Raw genomic sequence first — 20,017 nt, 5'->3', positions numbered from 1 at the left:
AATATTTATAAAATATTTAATACTATAAAAATCATTCTACTGATAATCAAAAGAATAGTTCAGAGCCTGAAAAAGGTATAAAATAGTAATTACAGATGGAATATGACCATTATTGTTTTATTTTTTTTATAATTTTGCAAGAAATTCTTTCATAAAAAGTCACTAACAATACCTAATCAATCGTAAAACACTATGAAACAGACATATTATATTAAAGGAATGAGTTGCTATGGCTGCATAGGAACTGTTGAAAAAGCCCTTTCAAACCTTGATACTATTCATTCAGTAAAAATAGATTTGGATTCGCAACAAGCTCAAATAGAATCTGATGAGGAAATTCCTTTTTCCTTACTCGAAAAAGCGTTGGAAAAGACAAATTACAGCATTCACACCAATTTAACTGAGGCACAAACATATACATACTTCGTAAAAGGAATGAGTTGCTCGGGTTGTGAAAATACGGTTCGTGAAGCGTTACAAGAAATAGATGGCGTGGAGGAAATTTCAGTCGATGGAAAGGAAAAAAAGGTTGTTGTGCATCTGTCAAAACCTATTTCATTTGCCAAATTAAGCCGAAGTTTGGAAGGGACTCATTATTCCTTACATAAAACTTTTGAACAAACAATCGAAAATACTTCAAAAACGACCGAAAACACACCTAAAGGCAATGTAACATTCTATTGCCCAATGCAATGCGAGGGCGACAAAACCTATGACAAGATGGGTGATTGTCCTATCTGTGGAATGGATTTAGTGGAGGAAGTTTCAGCCTTTTCTTCTGATGAAAATTCTGCAGAAAGCAAGAAATTGAAGGAACTTCGGTACAAATTCTGGGGTTCGGTGGCTTTTACCATTCCCATTTTCATTATTGCAATGAGCGAAATGATTCCTAACAACATTTTGTATCGCTTAATGGAACAAAAATACTGGAATTGGATACAATGTATACTTTCTTTGCCTGTTGTGTTTTACTTCTGTAACATATTTTTTGTAAGAGCGTGGAAAAGTTTGAAGTCTCTGAACTTCAATATGTTTACCCTTATTGGAATTGGAGCTGGAATAGCTTGGATTTTCAGCGTAATAGGAATGCTTTTCCCTAATTGGTTTCCTGCTCAGTTCAAGACACATCACGCAGAGGTACACGTCTATTTTGAAGCTACTACCGTCATTCTCACTTTGGTAATGCTCGGACAATTATTGGAGGCTTCGGCACACGGAAAAACGCAAAATGCCATCAAAATGTTGCTAAGTTTAGCTCCTAATACGGCTATCAAAATTAGTGATGGTCAAGAGAAAGAAGTTTCTATCAGTGAAGTTGTTAAAGATGACTTTTTGAGAGTAAAACCAGGTGATAAAATCCCTGTTGATGGAATAATCACGCAAGGCACAGCAATCATTGATGAAAGTATGATTACGGGAGAGCCTATTCCTGTTGAAAAACAGATAGGAGACCCCATTTCGGCAGGAACTATTAATGGCACAACCAGCTTCATAATGCAAACCAAAAAAGTAGGAGCAGAAACATTGCTTTCTCAGATCATTGATATGGTTCAGAAAGCCAGTCGAAGCCAAGCTCCCATTCAAAAACTTGCTGATAAGATTTCATCATACTTCGTACCCATTGTAATTATCATCTCGATGCTGACATTCGTCCTCTGGATTATCTTTGGGAAGGAAAATGCTTACACTTATGCTCTGGTGAATGCCATTGCCGTACTGATTATCGCTTGTCCGTGTGCTTTGGGCTTAGCAACGCCAATGTCGGTGATGGTAGGCATCGGCAAGGGGGCACAAAACGGAATTCTTATCAAAAATGCAGAGGCTTTGGAGCGTATGAACGCTGTCGATACACTCGTTATTGATAAAACAGGCACCATAACTGAGGGAAAACCCAACTTGGAGAAGATAATTCCCTTTGGAAATCACACCGAGAAGGAGTTACTAACCATCATTTATTCTTTAAACAAAAATAGTGAACACCCACTTGCCAAAGCCACCAATGAGTACGCCCTACAGAACAGCATAACCAGCCTCGAAATAACACATTTCAAAGCCATTTCAGGCAAAGGAGTTTCGGGAACTTTAGGGCAGAACAAATATTACTTTGGAAATGACAAACTCCTTGCCGATGCAGGTGTTTTACTTCCCATTTCGATAAACAAACAAGTAAAGCAAGAGCAACAGAAAGGCAAAACACTCTCTTTTTTAGTTGAAAATAAGGAAATTATTGCGGCTGTGGTCATTTCAGACCCTATAAAACCCACTACAATAAGTGCTTTGAAAAATCTGCAAACGTTGGGAATAGAAATTATAATGCTAACGGGCGATAATCCTTTCACCGCAAAGGCTATAGCTGATGAAATTGGGTTAAAAAACTACAAAGCATCAATGTTGCCCCAAGATAAGCAAAACGAAATAGAAAAATTACAGCAAAAGGGGAAAATCGTAGCGATGGCGGGGGACGGCATCAACGATGCTCCTGCCCTCGCACAAGCCAATGTGGGTATCGCAATGGGAACAGGCACCGACGTAGCCATAGAAAGTGCCAAAATAACATTAGTGAAGGGCGACCTTAACGGCATTGTAAAGGTTAAGAAACTAAGTCATTATGTAGTGAAAAACATTAAGCAAAATTTATTTTTCGCAATGATTTACAACACCATCGGAATTCCTATTGCGGCAGGAATTTTGTTTCCTTTCTTCGGAATTTTGCTTTCACCAATGTTAGGAGCTTTGGCAATGAGTTTCAGTTCAGTAAGCGTAATAGTCAATGCCTTACGATTGAGAAATGTAAAGCTGTGAAACAAGTTCGATTATGTACTTTTGGGGACTTTATGATTAAAAATGTAAAAACTAAAAATGCAAATTAACAACTTCAAGTTACATAACGTATTTTTTATCTTTTTTTGTTGTCTGTGCTTAACACCTTGGATATCATCGCCTGTGGCTTTGCTTTTAGGTTTCTTTTGGGCGTTATTCTTCAAAAATAGTTTTCAGAATCAACTCAATAAGTATATCCATCTTCTACTGAAAATTGCAGTTATTGGCTTAGGATTCGGATTGAGGTTAGATGAAGCGTTACAAGCTGGTAGCTCTGGATTTTTGCTTACCATTGGGAGCATTCTATTTGTTTTAGTTGGAGGGTATTTTTTAGGGAAATTATTAAAATTAGGCAATATACTTTCATTTTTGTTGTCTGTTGGGACTGCCATTTGCGGAGGAAGTGCCATTGCTGCCGTAACTCCTATTGCAAATCCTAAAGGTAGAGATATTTCTATAGCATTGGCTATTATATTCACTTTAAACTCATTAGCACTACTTATATATCCAATTATTGGTCAATGGCTAAACCTTTCACAGCAGGAGTTTGGCTTATGGTGTGCGATAGGAATTCACGATACAAGTTCGGTTGTGGGGGCAGCAGGAAAGTTTGGCGATGAAGCCCTGAAAATTGCAACCATAGTAAAGTTAGCCAGAGCTTTGTGGATTATTCCATTGTGTTTCCTAACGATGTTTTTGTTTAAAAGCAATAATTCCAAAATTAAAATTCCTTGGTTTATAATTGCTTTTGTTTTGGCGATTGTTGTTAATACTTACTTTCCTATTTTCAATAGTGTGAATAAGGAAATCACATTGGTTTCCAAATCAATATTGCATTTAACACTCTTTCTTATCGGTGCGACATTAACCCGTGAAAAGCTACGCACTATCGGGCTAAGACCTTTGCTTTTTGCTGTAATTCTCTGGTTTATGATAAGTTTTGGAAGTTTGGAAATAATACGAAATGGACTTTATTAATCAATTAATCTTTTCTTAAAGAATTTCGTCTACTACATTTTCTTTTGCCAAAATGATTAACAAATCTTCCTGATTGAGTTTCGTTTCTGGATTGGGCGTCACGTTCATTTTCCCGTCGGAATGCTTTACAGCTAAGATGTTTACATCGTATTTTCGTCTTAAATTGAGGTCTTTCAGAGTTTTACCCACATAGTTATTAGGAATCTTGATTTCGTAAATAAAATAATCTTCAGAAAATTTAAAATATTCAATTACAGTAGGTCGCAACACAGTAAGAGCAATTTTCTCTCCCATTGATTCCTCTGGGAAAACTACCTGCGTTGCCCCGATTTTCTCCAATACCCTTCCTTGAGTGTGATTTACGGCCTTACAAATAATATTTTTCACACCTAACTCTTTCAAATACAGCGTAATCAAAATACTTGCCTGAATATTATCTCCTACACTAACAAAAGCCGTTTTGAAATCATCTTTAACAACATTTTTAAGTGCTATTTCGTCCGTTGCGTCCAAAATAATTGCATCATCTATGATTCTTTCGTCTAATGCCTGTCTGATTAATTCTTCGGACATATCAACAGCAAGTACTGTAGCTTTATTTTTGTAAAGAGTTTTAGCAACAGATTTACCAAATTCTCCTAACCCAATAACTAAATAATTCTTCATAACTAACCTATTAAAATATTTTCCTTCGGATATTTGTATTTTCCTTTACGGCTGTCTCTGGATAAAGCCAGAACGATGGTTAGAGGTCCTACCCTACCCAAAAACATTGTGAATATGATAATTACCTTTGAAGCTATCGTCAAATGAGGAGTAACTCCCATTGAAAGTCCAACTGTTCCGAAAGCAGACATCAATTCAAAAGCTACTTTTAAAATATCTTTATCTGGCTCCAACTCTGCCATAATAATAATCATTGTAAGTATGTAGAACATCGCTATAATGGTTAATGCCGATGCCTTATTCAACGCTCTCCAAGAAATTCTTCGTTTTGAAAATTCAATATATTCTCTATTAAGCAACGCCGCTTTAATTCCTAAGAATAAAATCCCGATAGTCGTCGTTTTTACCCCACTTCCTGTTGAACCTGGCGAAGCTCCAATGAACATAAATATAGCACAAAAAAGCACCGTTGCCCCTCCAATTCCTGCCAGAGGAATTGTGTTAAACCCCGCTGTACGCAAAGATGTTGAGTGAAAAAAACTTATCAATAACTTCTCAAAAATATTCTTGTTGGCAAGTGTAGTTTCATTGCCATATTCCAACACGAAAAATAATAATGTTCCTAAAATCAGAAGAATAATCGTTATTAATGATGAAAATTTTGTGTTGATACTTATTTTTCTTCTTTTACCTCGTATAAATTCGTATATTTCAATGATAGCCGCAAAGCCCAAGCCACCGAATATTATCAAAAATGCAATAACAAAATTTACAAAAGGATTGAAAACATAATTTTCTAAATTATTCGGAAGTAATCCAAAACCAGCATTGCAAAAGGCTGAAACTGAATGAAAAACGGCATAAAACCCAGCTGTAAAAAAATCGTACTCGGTAATGAATTGCCCAAAAAGAAACAATGCTCCAACAGCCTCAATGACAAACACCACAAACACCACTTTTTTGATGTGTGAATATATGTCGAACTTGGCTACGTGATTTAATCCTTCAGCGACTATTTTTTTGGTATGAAACCCTATTTTTTTGGATATCAATAATATAATTGCAGATGAAAAGGTAAGTAATCCCAATCCTCCCATTTGGATCAAGACCATCAGTATTATTTTACCATAGATTGTAAAAACAGAACTTACATCATTGACTACCAACCCAGTAACAGTAACAGCTGAAGTCGCCGTAAACAAAGCATCGAAGAAATCCACCTCGTTATTTTCTGTATAAGAAAACGGCATTGTCAGCAAAATGGTTCCGACAAATATCAGTACAATAAATGATAAAATTACTAAAGAATATGGTGAAAATTTTCGTGTCATAACACTTCAAAAATGGGTGCAAATTTAACAATTTCTCAACAGAACAAAGCCGAAGAATATGATTTTTTTTCAAATATTGAATTTGTTTATTTCAAATAAAATACTACTTTTGACTTCAAAATATTACAATCATAATGACTCCAAAATATTTTATTTTTGATATGGACGGCGTATTGGTAGATAGTGAACCGATGCATTGTCAAATCATTTATGAAGTTTTCCAACAACTTGAAATTCAATTTCCAAAAAGCTATATCGAAGAGACGCTGACGGGAATGTCAGCAATTCCTATGTGGAAAAAAATAAAGGAAGATGCTCTTCTCTCAAAGTCGGCTGAAGAGTTATTACAATTTCATCGAACCTACTTTTATGAGCGTTTTGAAGAAATTGAAGTTACAGAAGTTGAAGGGGTTAAAAATGTTATACAAAAACTCAAAAATCACGGATTTTCGCTGGCTTTGGCTTCCTCTTCATCACGAAAATTGATTGATTATTTCACAAAAAAAATACATATCAGCCATTTTTTTGATGTGATTATGAGTGGTGACGATGTGAAATTCAGCAAACCTTTTCCTGAAATTTTTACAAAAGTAGCCCAATGGTATCAAGCTGATTCTAAGAATTTTTGGGTGCTGGAAGATAGTAAAAATGGAGTACAAGCCGCCAAAAGTGCAGGAATGAATTGTATCGGATTTAAAAACCCAAACTCAGGAAATCAAGACCTCTCAAAGTCCGATTTACTAATTCACTCTATGAATGACATTACAGATGATTTTATCGAAAATCTAATCAAAATTAATGAAAAATCCTCAGGAAAATAGCATAAAAATCATTGAATGCCCCCGCGATGCAATGCAAGGATTCAAAAGTTTTATTCCTACAAAAGATAAAGTGAATTACATACAATCGCTTCTGAATGTGGGATTTGATACTATTGATTTTGGAAGTTTTGTGTCGCCCAAAGCTATACCTCAAATGGCAGATACACCGCAAGTTCTTGAAAATTTAGACTTGAGCAAAACCAAAGGCAAGTTACTTGCCATTATTGCCAACCAACGAGGTGCTGACGATGCTTTATCCTTTCAACAAATTGACTATCTAGGATATCCTTTCTCCATTTCTGAAAACTTCCAGATGCGTAATACTCATAAAACCATAGCGGAAAGTCTCATCACTTTGGATTATATTAAAAATCAAACAGATAAACACGGAAAAGAATTAGTCGTTTATCTTTCTATGGGATTTGGCAATCCGTATGGCGACCCTTGGAATGAAGAAATTGTAGAGCAATGGGTTGAAAAACTTATCAAAAAAGATATTCAGATAATTTCGCTTTCCGATACTGTAGGAACTGCTACTGGCAATGTGATAACGAACCTATTTTCACACTTGATTTCCAAATATCCAAATGTTGAGTTTGGTGCCCATTTCCACACTTCTACCCATAATTGGTTTGAAAAGGTAAATAGTGCTTATAAATCAGGGTGTTTGCGTTTTGATGGAGCTATACGCGGCTACGGAGGCTGCCCAATGGCAAAAGATGAACTCGTAGGAAATATGCCTACAGAAAAACTGATTTCTTACTTTCAGAAAGAAAAAATTCCGACTCAATTAAATCTTTTAGCGTTTGAAAGTAGTTACAACGAAGCTATGAAGATTTTTGATAGCTAATCATTTTTAACGAAAATATCTTCCGAATATTCTACTTTCTTTAAGAAAAGTCCACAAGCGGGGACAGAGGCTCCTGCCTTAGAACGATTTTTACTTTCTATAATATTCTGAAAATCAATAACTGATATTTTATTCAAACCTACCTCAATTAATGTTCCCACAATGGCACGTACCATATTGCGTAAGAATCGGTCTGCTGAAATTGTGAAGATTAACAATTCCCCTTCTTGCCTCCAAAGAGCCCGATAAATCTTACAATTATAAGTTCTTACATCTGTATTTGATTTTGAAAAACATTGAAAATCAGCATATTTAAAAAGAATATTCGCAGCTTCCTGCATTTTTTGTACATCTAACGGAAGATTTATGTACATACTTGACTCATAACGAAATACATCTTTATAAGTTGAAATATGATATTCATAAGTCCTTTTTATTGCATCAAATCGAGCGTGAGCGTCATCTCTCACTTTATGAATTTGGTGGACAGCAATATCTTTAGGTAGAAAAGAATTCAACTTATAAACTAACTGATTATCAATAGTTTTTTCAGTATCAAAATGAGCAAACATCTGCAAAGCGTGTACACCACTATCAGTTCGTCCTGCTCCTACAATTTCTATTTTTGTTCGTAAAAGTGCAGTGAGGCATTTCTCCATAACTTCCTGAACACTAACAGAATGAGGCTGATTTTGCCAACCGTGATAATTTTTTCCGTTGTATGAAAATTCTATAAAATATCGCATTCTTAGTTTTTCTTCATTATTTCTTTCACAAAGTCTAAACTAAAAAATGCTGGAAATTTTTTATCAAAAAAAGCAATCCATTCTCTTCCTTTCTCAAAGGCAATTTTCAAATAATGTTCTGATTCTGATATATTTCCAACTCCAGCAAAAGCAATCGAAACACGATAAAACATAGTTATTTCATCAGGGAAAATACGCATTGCATCTGAAGCTACAGACAGCGCCTTAACATAATTTTCATTCAACAACAACAAATCTGTCCAGTTGATTAATGTGTTTAATGAATAATCACCAAACTCAACTGCCTGACTAAAAGCATATTCTGCTCGTTCATAATCTTGTAGGCAGAAATTGATTTCAGCACAACGACGCCAATAGTATGGATTATTATCCTCAAGAAGTAATACTTTGTTTATATAATTCAGGGCTTTGGAATGATTTCCTCTCAGGTAGTAAAACTCAGCCAACGTAAGCCAAGATTTACTTAATTGAGGGTCTTCGTGAACAGCTTTAAAATAATATTGTTCGGCTGTAACATCATCATTCATTTTCTCAAAACAACGCCCTATATGCAAATATACCAAAGGAGAAGCATCATCTAAAGTGAGAGTAATCTTATAATTCTCAATAGCTTTTTGATAATTTTCAAGTTTTTCCAACACTTTCGCTTTTTCAAAATAGGCTCCTGTGAAAGTATCATCACTAATTATGGCAAAATCAAAACATCTCAGAGCTTCATTCAATTCCTCTTTTACCAAATGTTGCTTACCTAAGTAGTGCCACGCTACTTCACAATACGGATTTTTATCCAAATAAGCATTTAAAAAAGCAATCGCTTCATCATTCTCTTCTAAAATATCATAACAGAAAAGCAATTGTTGCAACGACATATAGTCTTCAATATCTTCTGACAGGCATTTTTTGAAATATTTTTTTGCCTCCTGATAATTTTCGATAAAAAGATACTCCATCGCGATTAGAGAATAAACATCTACCAAATCATCAGCCAACGGAAGAGCATATTTTAGTAAATCAATTGCTTTTTCGTGCTGATTTAATTTGGAATATAAGTTTGCTTTCTGCACATAAACTTCTGAATTTGAAGGTTCTATCATTTCTAACTCATCAAGAATTACGGAGGCTTGTTGCAATTCATCTTCAAAAATCATTACCTCTACTTGTAAGAGTTTCAGTGATATAGCCGAAGGATGCTGATTTAAGCCAATTTGCAATGCGTGTTTGGCCTTACTCATTTTTCCTAATTCTAAATAATATTCGATAATCTCTTCAAATTCGTCAACATCAAAAAACAAAATATGATTTTTTTGTAACATTGACTCAAATTTTGAAACAGAATAATTTTCTTCTTCTGAAAAAAATTGCATAAAACTGATTTATCTTTTATTTTACAAACAAAAGTAAAAAGGCATATAATTGTTTATCAACACCTTACTTTTATTTTCTACTTACTTAATTTTTTTTATCTTCTATCCCAACGATTCTGGTCGAATGATTTTTTTCTCCAGTACCACATCATCAAAAAGCCCATTAAAGCTCCTCCAACGTGGGCAAAATGAGCAATATTTCCTCCAAAAACAGAGAAACCTGTAACTCCTGAGAACAAGTCCAAACCAACTATAATTGGAATGAAATATTTTGCTTTTATAGGATAAGGAATGAAGAAAAGCATCAACTTAGCATCAGGGAACATCATTGCAAACGCTGCCAAAATACCATAAATTGCCCCTGAAGCTCCAACCGCTGGTGTAAAATATGCTGACATCATATCATCAAAAGTACTTGATGGAATAAATTCTCTTAACTGATAAATTCTATGAAGGTTTCTCTCTAATAAAACTTCTTTTACCATTTCAGAAGATACATTCGCCTCAGCAAGAGCCTGAAGTCCCTGTTGAAAGTAATAATAATTTACGCCAGAATGTATTAACGCTGCCCCAATTCCGCACGAAAGATAGAAAAACAAAAACTTATTTCGCCCCCAAATATGTTCCAGTGGACTCCCAAAAGCCCAAAGTGCATACATATTGAAAAATAAATGCATCAAATCTCCGTGCATAAACATATGAGAAATAAACTGCCACCAACGAAATTCTGGATTTTCAAAAAAATAAATTGGAGTTATTTCATTCAGGTTTAAACTTGGTATGAGATTGTATTGTACGACAAAAAAGAAAATAGCATTTATTATTATTAAGTGCTTAACTGTCTGTGTTATACGTTCCATAAATTTCTAAAATTAAAAAAATTTGTCAATATCGGTTAATGAAAATTTGGTATAAATTCGTTTTCCAAAGGGCGAAATTAAACTTTCTTGACAAGCAAACAAATTATTCAGTAAAGTTTCTTGCTCTTCTTCTGTTAAGGTTTGCCCTGTTTTTACGGCCAAATTTTTAGAAATGCTCTTTGCAAAAGTCTCTTTCTGAGAATTTTCTGCTCCATACACATTCTCAGTATGTTGATGTACAATTTCCGAAAAAACCTCTGGTATTTGGCTATCCGAAATATGAAGCGGAATCCCTGTTAGAATTACTCTATCTGATTCAATATCAATTATAAAGCCTATATCCTCAAAAAATTGTTTCAAATTTAAAATAATTTCAATTTCAGGTTTTGAGAAGAAAAGTTCAATAGGAAACATCAACTGCTGACTTGCTGTACTACTTGATTGTAAAGTCTTTATAAATTCCTCATATAAAACACGCTGGTGAGCACGATGAATATTAACCACAACTAACTCTCCCCCCAACGTTGTCACGAGATATTTATTTCCTAAGAATATCGTTTTTTTTCCTGTTTGTAAAAATTGAGGTTCCGCATCAAACAACTTACTTTCAATCACTTGAGGTTCAAAATTATTTAAACCAGAATCTATTTCTGAATACAAACTCTCCCAAGCAGGTTGCTTTTTAGAATGATATGAATAATTATTTGAATATGAATTTTTTGATTTTATTTCTTCTTTGAAAGGATTAAAATCGGGGTCTATTTCTATTTTCGGAAAAATAGGCTCTTTATCCTTGTAATTGTATGGGATATCAAAAGATGCATCTCTGTTAAAATCAAGTGTTGGAGCGATATTAAATTGTCCCAAACTATGTTTTACTGCCGATTTCAAAAGAGCATAAATACTATGCTCATCTTCAAATTTAACTTCTGTTTTTGTTGGGTGAATGTTAATGTCGATAGAAGAAGGGTCAACCTCAAGCTGAATGAAATAATCTGGCTGTTGTTGGCTGTTAATCAATCCTTCATAAGCTATTGTAATTGCGTGATTTAAATATCTACTTTTCACAAAACGATGATTGACCATCAGAAATTGTAATGACTTACTTTTTGTGATATATTCAGGTTTTACAATAAATCCACTGATTTTTAGAATAGGAGTTTCTTCCTCGACGGGGACTAATTTTTCATTTGTCTTTGCACCAAATATGTGTACTATTCGTTGCCTGAAATTCGCAATAGGCAAATTAAATAATTCATTTCCATTATTATAAAGATAAAAATGAATGTTTGGATGTGCTAATGCCACTCTGTGAAACTCATCTAATATATGTCGAAGCTCCACAGAATCTGATTTTAGAAAATTACGACGAGCTGGGATATTAAAAAATAAGTTTTTCATAGCTATGGACGTCCCATTGGCAGTAACACAAGGTTCCTGGTAGGTAACTTTGCTTCCTTCAATACGAAGCTCTGTACCCAATTCATCAGATGGGCGTTTTGTAATTAATTCAACGTGAGCAATTGCTGCAATCGAGGCTAATGCCTCACCTCTGAAGCCTTTTGTTTGTAAATGAAATAAATCTTCAGCTTTTTGGATTTTAGAAGTAGCGTGACGTTCAAAAGCTAAACGAGCATCTGTAACACTCATACCAATCCCATTATCAATAACTTGTACTAATGTTTTTCCTGCATCTTTAATGATAAGTTTTATCTCTGTTGCCTTAGCATCAATAGCATTTTCAAGTAATTCCTTCACAGCCGAAGCAGGACGCTGAATTACTTCTCCTGCTGCAATTTGATTAGCTACGTGGTCTGGTAATAAGCGAATTATATCTGTCATATACGGAAATCAAAAGCCTAAAAATATCTCAGACTTTTGAATAAAAATACTTTTTTCTGTTATTTTTTAAAAATTGATAAGTCAAAATCAAGAAGATAGAGAGCTAGAAAAATCAATATAGCCAAAACTACTAAAAAAGTTTTGTTAATTTCTCTGTTTTTGCGATTGCGACTCTCTTTTCGGATATCTTGCCACTCTACAGTAAAATGATTTGTTTGCGTTTCTCGGTCTTTCCGAATACGTGAATCAAACTCATACGGATTTCCCAAATTCTTACCCTCATAATAGCGAGGTGTATAATTGTATTTTTTATTTTTTTTTAGATAGAAAATCCTAATTTTCATAGTTTTACATCTTTATTATTTATCTTTTTCAATGAAAAATTTCATACATTAAGCCTCGCAAAAGTACGAAAAATTAATTTAAAACAAAAAGGCCACCCAAAAAGCGGGTAGCCTAACGTAGATAATAAATTGTTATTTTTATTTATTCAACAATAAATTTACCTTTCATAATTGCATAATGCCCAGGGAATGAACACATAAAATCATAAGTCCCTTTCTCTGGAGCATCAAATGTAATTGTTGTTGACTCTCCGCCACCAATCATTTTGGTATGAGCGATAACTTCATCACTTCCAGCAGGTACATAGTCCGTATCTTTGGCATTCATTGCTTTTCCAGCAAAGGCAGCAAGGTCAGTTCCTTGTTTCAATAACACAAAATTGTGTCCCATAACTTCCACAGGCATTTTTCCTACGTGCTTAAGAGTTAGAGTTACCTTTTCACCTGCTTTCACTTTAATTTCATTTGTATTGAAAGTCATTTGGTCAGTACTTTCCAACACAATTGCACCATCTTCAGTTTTTTGTTCTTTCGCAACAGATTTTGCCTCCTGCATTGAATGATCGTGATTATGAGTTGCTTCCATCGAAGAACTTGTGTCATTTTTCTTAGTTTCTGTATTACCACACGATACAACGAACGCCCCAATAAGAGCTACTAAAAATACTTTTTTCATATAGATACCACTTTTAATTTCGGACAAAGATACAATATTTTTTTATTTAAAATAATTCTTAATTAAGTTTTAACATTCATTTTTACAAAAAATAATTAGTTTTCGGATTAAAATAAGCTCAATTTTTGTACTTACTTGGGAAAAGACTATGTAAAAAACACATCATCTGTTATCATAAGTAAAATAAAAAATGTACTTTTGCAGTTTTAAGTTCCTTAATTTGGAATAATAGACTAATAAACTAACTTAACAAAACTAAGAGGAATAAATCTGTTTTTCCTCTTTAAAAAATATACGATTAAAAAATATGAGTTGCAATAATTGCACAACAAAAAATAAAAAAGGAAGCTGTGGAACAGGTGGTTGCGGAACAAGCGGCTGTGGAAGTGGAAAATTAGCCGTTTTTGATTGGCTCTCCAATACACAGGTACCAGGTGGACAAAAACAATTTGATTGCGTAGAGGTACGTTTTAAAAACAGCCGAAAAGAATATTTCAGAAATAGCGAAAACATTCCTTTGCAAATAGGTGATGTTGTTGCTACCGAAACCAGTTCTGGACACGACATAGGTGTTATTACACTAACGGGAGAATTGGTTCGTTTGCAAATGAAAAAACATCGGATTGACTGGGAAAGTGATAACATTCCTAAAATATATCGCAAAGCAAATCAGAAAGATATAGATATTTGGCAAGAAGCCCGAAACAAGGAAGAAGCCGTTCAAAAACAATCAAGAGAATTGGCAATTGCTCTAGGGCTGGAAATGAAAATATCAGATGTTGAATTTCAAGGAGATGGCTCCAAAGCAACGTTCTACTATACTGCAGAAGGACGTGTTGATTTTCGCCAACTGATTAAAGATATGGCTCGGGTTTTTTCCGTTCGAATAGAAATGCGACAAATTGGATTTCGTCAGGAAGCGGCTCGTTTGGGAGGAATTGGTTCGTGCGGAAGAGAACTTTGCTGTTCCACTTGGCTAACTGATTTTAGAACTGTGACCACAGCGGCAGCTCGTTACCAGCAATTGTCACTGAATCCTCAAAAATTAGCTGGCCAGTGCGGAAAACTAAAGTGTTGCATCAACTTTGAGTTAGACACTTACCTTGATGCTCTACAAGATTTTCCAAAAACGGAAGTGAAACTTCTAACCGAAAAAGGAAAAGCCAGTTGCCAAAAAATAGATATTTTCAAACGATTTATGTGGTTTACCTATGATGATGACCCTATAAATTGGTATAAAATTTCGGTTGATAACGTTAAGGAGATTATCGCTTTGAATGAAAAAGAACAGAAAGCAGTCTCTTTGGATAATTATGCTATCGTGAGTGATGGTGTTGGTATGTCGGCTACTTTGGGAAATGATAATAGTAAAGAAATGATTGAGGAGGATATTACCCGATTCGACAAAGTCAACAAACGAAAAAAAGGTAAAAAAAGCTCAAAAGAACAGAAAAATAGCAATCCAAAAAATCAAAAACAAACAAAGAATTCCAATCAACAAAAAAAAGAAAATCAAAACAACCTTCCTAAAAGTGTAAAGGAACAAAAACAAGTAAATCCTCAGAAGGAGAATTCTCAAAACAATTTGAAAAACACAAATGAGCCAAAAAAACCGAATGGTAAAAAAAGACCTAATAACAGAAACAATACAAACAAAGAAAAGTAATATTGTTTTTTTGACATTTCTTAAAAATAATTAATTCTGAAAATGAGATTATTAAAAGTATTTTTTGCATTTATTTTACTAACAAGTTGCAATGACAATGTTGAATATAGTCAATATGTTTCTATTCCCAGTGGTTGGGATAAAACGAAGCCTATTTTGTTTCAACTTGAACAAATGGATACAATTACCAAAAAAAATCTGTTTGTAATGATTCGAAATGATGAAAAATACCAATTTAGTAATTTATTTATTATCACAAGATTAGAACAACCTAATAATGAAGTTATTGTAGATACTTTACAATTCGAAATGGCAACTCCTGAAGGAGAATGGCTTGGTTATGGGTTTTCTGCCATTAAAGAAAGTAAGTTATGGTATAAGGAAAACTTTAAATTCCCTCAAAAAGGAAAATACACCATAAAGATAGAACAAGCTATGCGAAAAATAGGTGAAAATGAAGGAATTGAACTTCTTGATGGAATTACGGAGGTAGGTTTACGAATAGAAACAGCCAAATAAATTAACAAAAATCAAAAAATTGATACTCAAACGTTTATGGCAAAAAATACAAATAGTACAAAAAAAAATAAGAACTTTTTTGTAAAATGGTTTTGGCGAATATTTGCTGGAGGTATAGTATTCGTTTTGCTCCTATTTATGTTTGCTTCTTGGGGTTTTCTAGGAGAAATGCCTGATTTTAAAAGACTTGAAAACCCTGAAACTAATTTAGCTACGGAAATTGTAAGTTCAGACGGAAAAACATTAGGTAAATTTTATTTAGATGATAATCGAACTCCAGTCAAATACAAAGATTTACCAAAACACTTGGTAGATGCGTTGGTAGCCACCGAAGACGAGCGTTTTTATGAACATTCAGGAATTGATGCTCGAGGAACCTTACGTGCCATTGTTTTTATGGGAAGTAAAGGAGGTGCATCAACAATAACACAGCAACTTGCAAAACAATTATTTCACGGAACCAAAGCCCGTGGATTAGAGCGTTATACCCAAAAAATTAAAGAATGGGTAATTTCCACACGTTTGGAAACTCAATATACCAAAGAGGAAATCTTAACGATGTATTTCAATATATATGATTTTGGTTATCAAGCAGATGGAATCCGTTCTGCATCACGTATATTCTTTGATAAAGAGCCACAAGATTTATTGATTGAAGAGAGTGCTGTGTTAGTAGGAATGTTTAAAAATTCTTCTCTTTACAATCCAGTCCGAAATCCAAAAGGAGTTACCAACCGAAGAAATGTAGTACTTTCCCAAATGGCTAAAAATAACTACATTACCAATAAAGTTAGAGACTCTTTACAAGAAATTCCTTTAAAAATTAATTTCACGCCCGAAAGCCATAACGAAGGAATTGCGACCTATTTCCGCGAGTATTTACGCTCGTATATGAGAGATTGGATTGAAAAAAATCCTAAACCAGATGGCTCAAAACACAATCTGTATTTAGATGGGCTGAAAGTTTATACCACCATAGACTCAAAAATGCAAACTTATGCAGAAATGGCTGTAAAAGAACATATGATGCGACTTCAAAAAGCCTTTGATGCGGAAAATAATCCTACCAAAAATAAAACTTATCCGTTTTTGGATATTTCCAAAGATGAATTCAATACATTGATAGCTAGAGCAATGAAAAACTCCGAACGCTGGAGAAAAATGAAATCTTTGGGATATTCCGAAAATGAAATCAAAGAATCCTTCAATAAAAAAGCAGAAATGAGAATCTTTTCTTGGACAGGCGAAAAAGATACAATTATGACTCCTAAGGATTCTATTCTTTACTATAAAGCCTTTTTGCGTACAGGAATGATGTCAATGGAACCACAAACAGGGCATATCAAGGCTTGGGTGGGAGGAATTAATTACAAACATTTTCAGTATGACCAAGTTATACAAGGAGCACGTCAGACGGGTTCTACTTTCAAACCATTCGTCTATGCAACTGCAATTGACCAACTGCACTATTCACCTTGCTATGAGTTACCTGATATTCAAACTTGTATAGAAGAAGGAAAATACCAAAACGTAACTGCTTGGTGTCCCAAAAATTCCAACGGGAAATTCTCTGGTAAACTAATGACCTTAAAATACGCTCTGGCTAATTCAGTAAACTCTATTACGGTTAATTTGATGGATAAGGTGGGGCCTGTTCCAGTAATAAATATGGTCAGAAACTTAGGAATTACCTCTGAAATCCCTGAAATGCCTTCAATTGCTTTAGGAACCTCCGACGTTACAGTTTATGAAATGGTAGGGGCTTATGGCACATTTGCCAATGAAGGCGTATACGTAAAACCTATTTTGGTTACTCGTATTGAAGATAAAAACGGAACTGTACTATTTGAGAATACTCCTGAAACACACGATGTTGTAAGTGCTGATGTTGCGAGAGCTGTTGTAAACCTGATGGAAGGAGTTACACAATATGGTTCAGGAGCTAGATTAAGAACCAAAGGGGCTGATTCTTATAATAGTTTATACAAAAATGTGATGACAGGATATCCGTATGCCTTTACAAATCCGATTGCGGGAAAAACAGGAACAACCCAAAATAACAGCGATGGTTGGTTTATGGGAATGGTTCCTAATTTAGTTACTGGAGTTTGGGTAGGAGGTGAAGATAGAGCCGTACACTTTAAAGGCACTGCCTACGGACAAGGAGCAACAATGGCATTGCCCATTTGGGGATATTATATGAAAAAATGTTATGAAGACAAAGAGTTAAGTGTATCAAAAGCTGCTTTTCCTTCTCCTCAGAATATGGTAATCCCCGTTGATTGTAAGAAAGACGAACAATCAAGTGATGGAGACGATTTTGGACAGATTGACTTTTAAATCTTTTGAAGTTTTAAGTTGTCTATATTCGGTGCAAATTGTTGTAAAATAGATAAATCCCCATTACTTAACCAAATATGATGGGGTTTGTTTTGCAAACCATTTAGCAAATTGTTTTGCGAAAGTACGTTTTTTGTCTGTTTTGCAACAGCATACCCCGAATCTATTACCTTTATATTTTCAGGAATAATTTTTTGAATTTGAGGTAATAAATAAGGATAATGTGTACAACCAAGTACCAAGTAGTCTATATTTTCTTCTACCATAGGCAATAGGTATTCTTTTAGCAATTCAAACATTTTGGGACTTTCAATTTTTCCGCTTTCAATCAGGCTTACTAATCCCTCTCCTACTCTTTCAACAATCTGAATTCCTTCATTTTTAATCAGATTATTACTTGTTTTCATAAATAGTTCACTTGAAAGTGTTCCTTTAGTTGCTAAAACACCAACCTTTTTAGTAACACTCTGTAAACCTGCTGGTTTAATAGCTGGTTCTATTCCTATAAAAGGAATTTCTTTATATTTGGTACGTAGATGCGATATTGCATTCGTTGTTCCTGTATTACAAGCAACTACAATAATTTTAACTTCCTTTTCTAACAGAAATTCTGTATTTTTTTCACACAGAAAGATTATTTCTTCTTTCGTTTTTCCTCCGTAAGGAGCATTTTTATTATCTGCCAGAAATAGTGTATTTTCGTAAGGTAGTAGTTTTACTATTTCTTTCCAAATCGTGGTTCCTCCTACCCCTGAATCAAACAATCCTATTGGTTTTTCTTTATTAATCATAGCACAAAAATAAAAAAGTGTCCGCAAATCACGAACACTTTTAACTAAAATTATTTATGTATTATGGACAATTAAAATCCTAATTCTTTTTTCACTGCACTATACAAATCAGTTCCTTTAGCTACAATCACTCCTGAACCATTACTTGAGTCCAACACGTATTGAATTCCTTGTGCAGCAGCAACTTTCTCAACAGCAGCTCTCACTTTTTTCAAAATTGGCTCAATTAGTTCTTGTTGTTTCTTTTGAATTGTCATTGAAGCCGTTTGTTGAGCCTGACGCAAGTTATTTTCCATTGTTTGGATTTCTTCTGATTTTTTAACAAACTCTGTCTCTCTGGCTTTCAATTGAGCGTCTGTTAAAGCTGTTACTTCATTTTGGTACGCTTGAGCTTTTGTTTGAAGTTCTTTAATTGAAGCCTGGAAATCAGCCTCATATGTTTGCTGTAGTTTTTTCAACTGAGCTTCAGCCGATTTTCTTTCAGGCATTTCTTCTAAAAGCTTTTGTGTATCAATATGGGCTATTTTGTTTTGTGCAGTAGCCATTGATGTTGCTCCTAAAACAAGAGCCAATGCAATCATAATTGTTTTAAAGTTTTTCATCATCTTACTTGTGTTTATAAATTATTAATGTTAGTACTCTATTTATTTTTTTTCTCTTTTGCTTCTTGTTGCTTTTGTATGCGTTCAGCTTTTTCTTTCTCTCTTTGAGCCTGTTGTTCTGCTCGCTTGCGTTGTGTTTCTTCTATACGTTTCTGTTTTTCCTTTTCGTATTCAGCTTTTTTTCTTTCTCGTTCTTGCTCTAATTCTTTGCGTTTTTTTGTTCGTTCATCAACAAATTCAAAATCATAGCTTTCTTTTAAAAGTTCGCCTATTTCTTTATTTCTGTCCTCTGCATTGTCTTTTCTCCTCAAAATTCGAAGCACAACGTTTGTCAAATTATGCTGATTATTAGAATAAAGCATTGAAACTTCACTTTTTTCAAAAATCATATCATATTTTCTAAGCTTCCCTATTTCTTGAACAATATTAAACACTTGGTCTTGAATTGGTTTGGCTAACATAAATTTTTGAGTGATATATTCTCCATCTTTAGCTCCAAACTTTTGTTCTTTGTAAGCATTCAAATTATACTCGAGCAAATTTATTTCTTGCTGCTTATCTTTTATTAGTTCAGCCGTTAGCAATGATTTTTCAGCTTCCAACTTGTCTTTCTCTTCTTGAATTTGCTTTTGACGTTTTTCTATCTCAAGTTGCCAACCATTCACTTGCAAAGCAAATTGTTCATTAGCAACCTTATATTCCTCCAAGTTTGACAAAATAAAATCCATATCTACATAACCAATCTTAACTCCTTTTTGAGAGAACATAAGGTTTGTAGTC

17 protein-coding genes and 1 pseudogene are annotated in these 20,017 nt (G+C 34.2%); 7 read left to right on the top strand and 11 right to left on the bottom strand.

The window, feature by feature from the left end; all coding sequences use genetic code 11:
- The first annotated feature begins 192 nt into the window (after positions 1 to 192).
- Both YW9_RS0106505 and YW9_RS0106500 read left to right on the top strand, forming a co-directional pair.
- A complete protein-coding gene (locus YW9_RS0106505) occupies positions 193 to 2,802 on the top strand; it encodes a heavy metal translocating P-type ATPase (RefSeq protein ID WP_018279384.1) in 2,610 nt (869 codons plus the stop codon).
- 57 nt (positions 2,803 to 2,859) lie between these two features.
- Positions 2,860 to 3,798 (top strand): YeiH family protein, encoded by a 939-nt coding sequence (locus YW9_RS0106500; protein ID WP_026193868.1) that lies wholly within the window; start codon positions 2,860 to 2,862, stop codon positions 3,796 to 3,798.
- A gap of 15 nt (positions 3,799 to 3,813) precedes the next feature.
- Here YW9_RS0106500 and YW9_RS0106495 read toward each other — a convergent pair whose 3' ends face one another.
- Both YW9_RS0106495 and YW9_RS0106490 read right to left on the bottom strand, forming a co-directional pair.
- A complete protein-coding gene (locus tag YW9_RS0106495) occupies positions 3,814 to 4,464 on the bottom strand; it encodes a potassium channel family protein (protein WP_018279382.1) in 651 nt (216 codons plus the stop codon).
- Positions 4,465 to 4,466: 2 nt separating this feature from the next.
- Complete coding sequence (locus YW9_RS0106490; protein WP_018279381.1) at positions 4,467 to 5,795, bottom strand: TrkH family potassium uptake protein; 1,329 nt, start codon at positions 5,793 to 5,795, stop codon at positions 4,467 to 4,469.
- Between the two features lie 134 nt (positions 5,796 to 5,929).
- Between YW9_RS0106490 and YW9_RS0106480 the strand changes: the two genes are divergently transcribed.
- Complete coding sequence (locus YW9_RS0106480; protein WP_018279380.1) at positions 5,930 to 6,616, top strand: HAD family hydrolase; 687 nt, start codon at positions 5,930 to 5,932, stop codon at positions 6,614 to 6,616.
- A complete protein-coding gene (locus YW9_RS0106475) occupies positions 6,594 to 7,466 on the top strand; it encodes a beta/alpha barrel domain-containing protein (protein WP_018279379.1) in 873 nt (290 codons plus the stop codon). The genes YW9_RS0106480 and YW9_RS0106475 overlap by 23 nt, the downstream gene beginning before the upstream one ends.
- On the opposite strand, the gene truA is transcribed toward YW9_RS0106475, so the two are convergent.
- The 6 genes from truA to azu all read right to left on the bottom strand — a co-directional run bounded on the left by truA (position 7,463) and on the right by azu (position 13,319).
- Positions 7,463 to 8,212 (bottom strand): tRNA pseudouridine(38-40) synthase TruA, encoded by a 750-nt coding sequence (gene truA / locus YW9_RS0106470; protein WP_018279378.1) that lies wholly within the window; start codon positions 8,210 to 8,212, stop codon positions 7,463 to 7,465. The genes YW9_RS0106475 and truA overlap by 4 nt on opposite strands.
- A 2-nt stretch (positions 8,213 to 8,214) precedes the next feature.
- Positions 8,215 to 9,597, bottom strand: coding sequence for a tetratricopeptide repeat protein (locus tag YW9_RS0106465; RefSeq protein ID WP_018279377.1), 1,383 nt, complete (start codon positions 9,595 to 9,597; stop codon positions 8,215 to 8,217).
- A 95-nt stretch (positions 9,598 to 9,692) separates the two neighbouring features.
- A complete protein-coding gene (locus YW9_RS0106460; protein WP_018279376.1) occupies positions 9,693 to 10,457 on the bottom strand; it encodes a rhomboid family intramembrane serine protease in 765 nt (254 codons plus the stop codon).
- Between the two features lie 12 nt (positions 10,458 to 10,469).
- Complete coding sequence (mutL, locus tag YW9_RS0106455) at positions 10,470 to 12,299, bottom strand: DNA mismatch repair endonuclease MutL (protein WP_018279375.1); 1,830 nt, start codon at positions 12,297 to 12,299, stop codon at positions 10,470 to 10,472.
- Between the two features lie 59 nt (positions 12,300 to 12,358).
- Positions 12,359 to 12,643 (bottom strand): hypothetical protein, encoded by a 285-nt coding sequence (locus YW9_RS0106450; RefSeq protein WP_018279374.1) that lies wholly within the window; start codon positions 12,641 to 12,643, stop codon positions 12,359 to 12,361.
- 142 nt (positions 12,644 to 12,785) lie between these two features.
- Positions 12,786 to 13,319 (bottom strand): azurin, encoded by a 534-nt coding sequence (gene azu / locus YW9_RS0106445; RefSeq protein ID WP_018279373.1) that lies wholly within the window; start codon positions 13,317 to 13,319, stop codon positions 12,786 to 12,788.
- Positions 13,320 to 13,626: 307 nt separating this feature from the next.
- On the opposite strand from azu, the gene YW9_RS0106440 reads away from it, so the two are divergent.
- Genes YW9_RS0106440 through YW9_RS0106430 form a run of 3 tightly spaced genes read left to right on the top strand, consistent with a single transcriptional unit; the run spans position 13,627 to position 17,844 of the window.
- Positions 13,627 to 14,985, top strand: a complete 1,359-nt coding sequence (locus YW9_RS0106440) for a PSP1 domain-containing protein (protein ID WP_018279372.1) — start codon at positions 13,627 to 13,629, stop codon at positions 14,983 to 14,985.
- Between the two features lie 42 nt (positions 14,986 to 15,027).
- Complete coding sequence (locus tag YW9_RS0106435) at positions 15,028 to 15,504, top strand: gliding motility lipoprotein GldH (RefSeq protein WP_018279371.1); 477 nt, start codon at positions 15,028 to 15,030, stop codon at positions 15,502 to 15,504.
- A gap of 36 nt (positions 15,505 to 15,540) precedes the next feature.
- A complete protein-coding gene (locus tag YW9_RS0106430; RefSeq protein ID WP_018279370.1) occupies positions 15,541 to 17,844 on the top strand; it encodes a penicillin-binding protein 1A in 2,304 nt (767 codons plus the stop codon).
- On the opposite strand, the gene murI is transcribed toward YW9_RS0106430, so the two are convergent.
- The 3 genes and pseudogenes from murI to YW9_RS0106415 all read right to left on the bottom strand — a co-directional run.
- Complete coding sequence (murI, locus tag YW9_RS0106425) at positions 17,841 to 18,635, bottom strand: glutamate racemase (RefSeq protein WP_018279369.1); 795 nt, start codon at positions 18,633 to 18,635, stop codon at positions 17,841 to 17,843. The genes YW9_RS0106430 and murI overlap by 4 nt on opposite strands.
- Positions 18,636 to 18,706: 71 nt before the next feature.
- Complete coding sequence (locus YW9_RS0106420) at positions 18,707 to 19,240, bottom strand: OmpH family outer membrane protein (protein ID WP_018279368.1); 534 nt, start codon at positions 19,238 to 19,240, stop codon at positions 18,707 to 18,709.
- A 181-nt stretch (positions 19,241 to 19,421) separates the two neighbouring features.
- Positions 19,422 to 20,004: pseudogene (locus YW9_RS0106415) on the bottom strand (OmpH family outer membrane protein); the annotation flags it as partial.
- Positions 20,005 to 20,017 lie beyond the last annotated feature (13 nt).

Origin of the sequence: Capnocytophaga cynodegmi DSM 19736, from assembly GCF_000379185.1 — a bacterium.
Taxonomy (GTDB): Bacteria; Bacteroidota; Bacteroidia; order Flavobacteriales; family Flavobacteriaceae; genus Capnocytophaga; species Capnocytophaga cynodegmi.
Note: the sequence above shows the minus strand (reverse complement) of the source record. Positions and strands in the feature narration are given on the sequence as shown.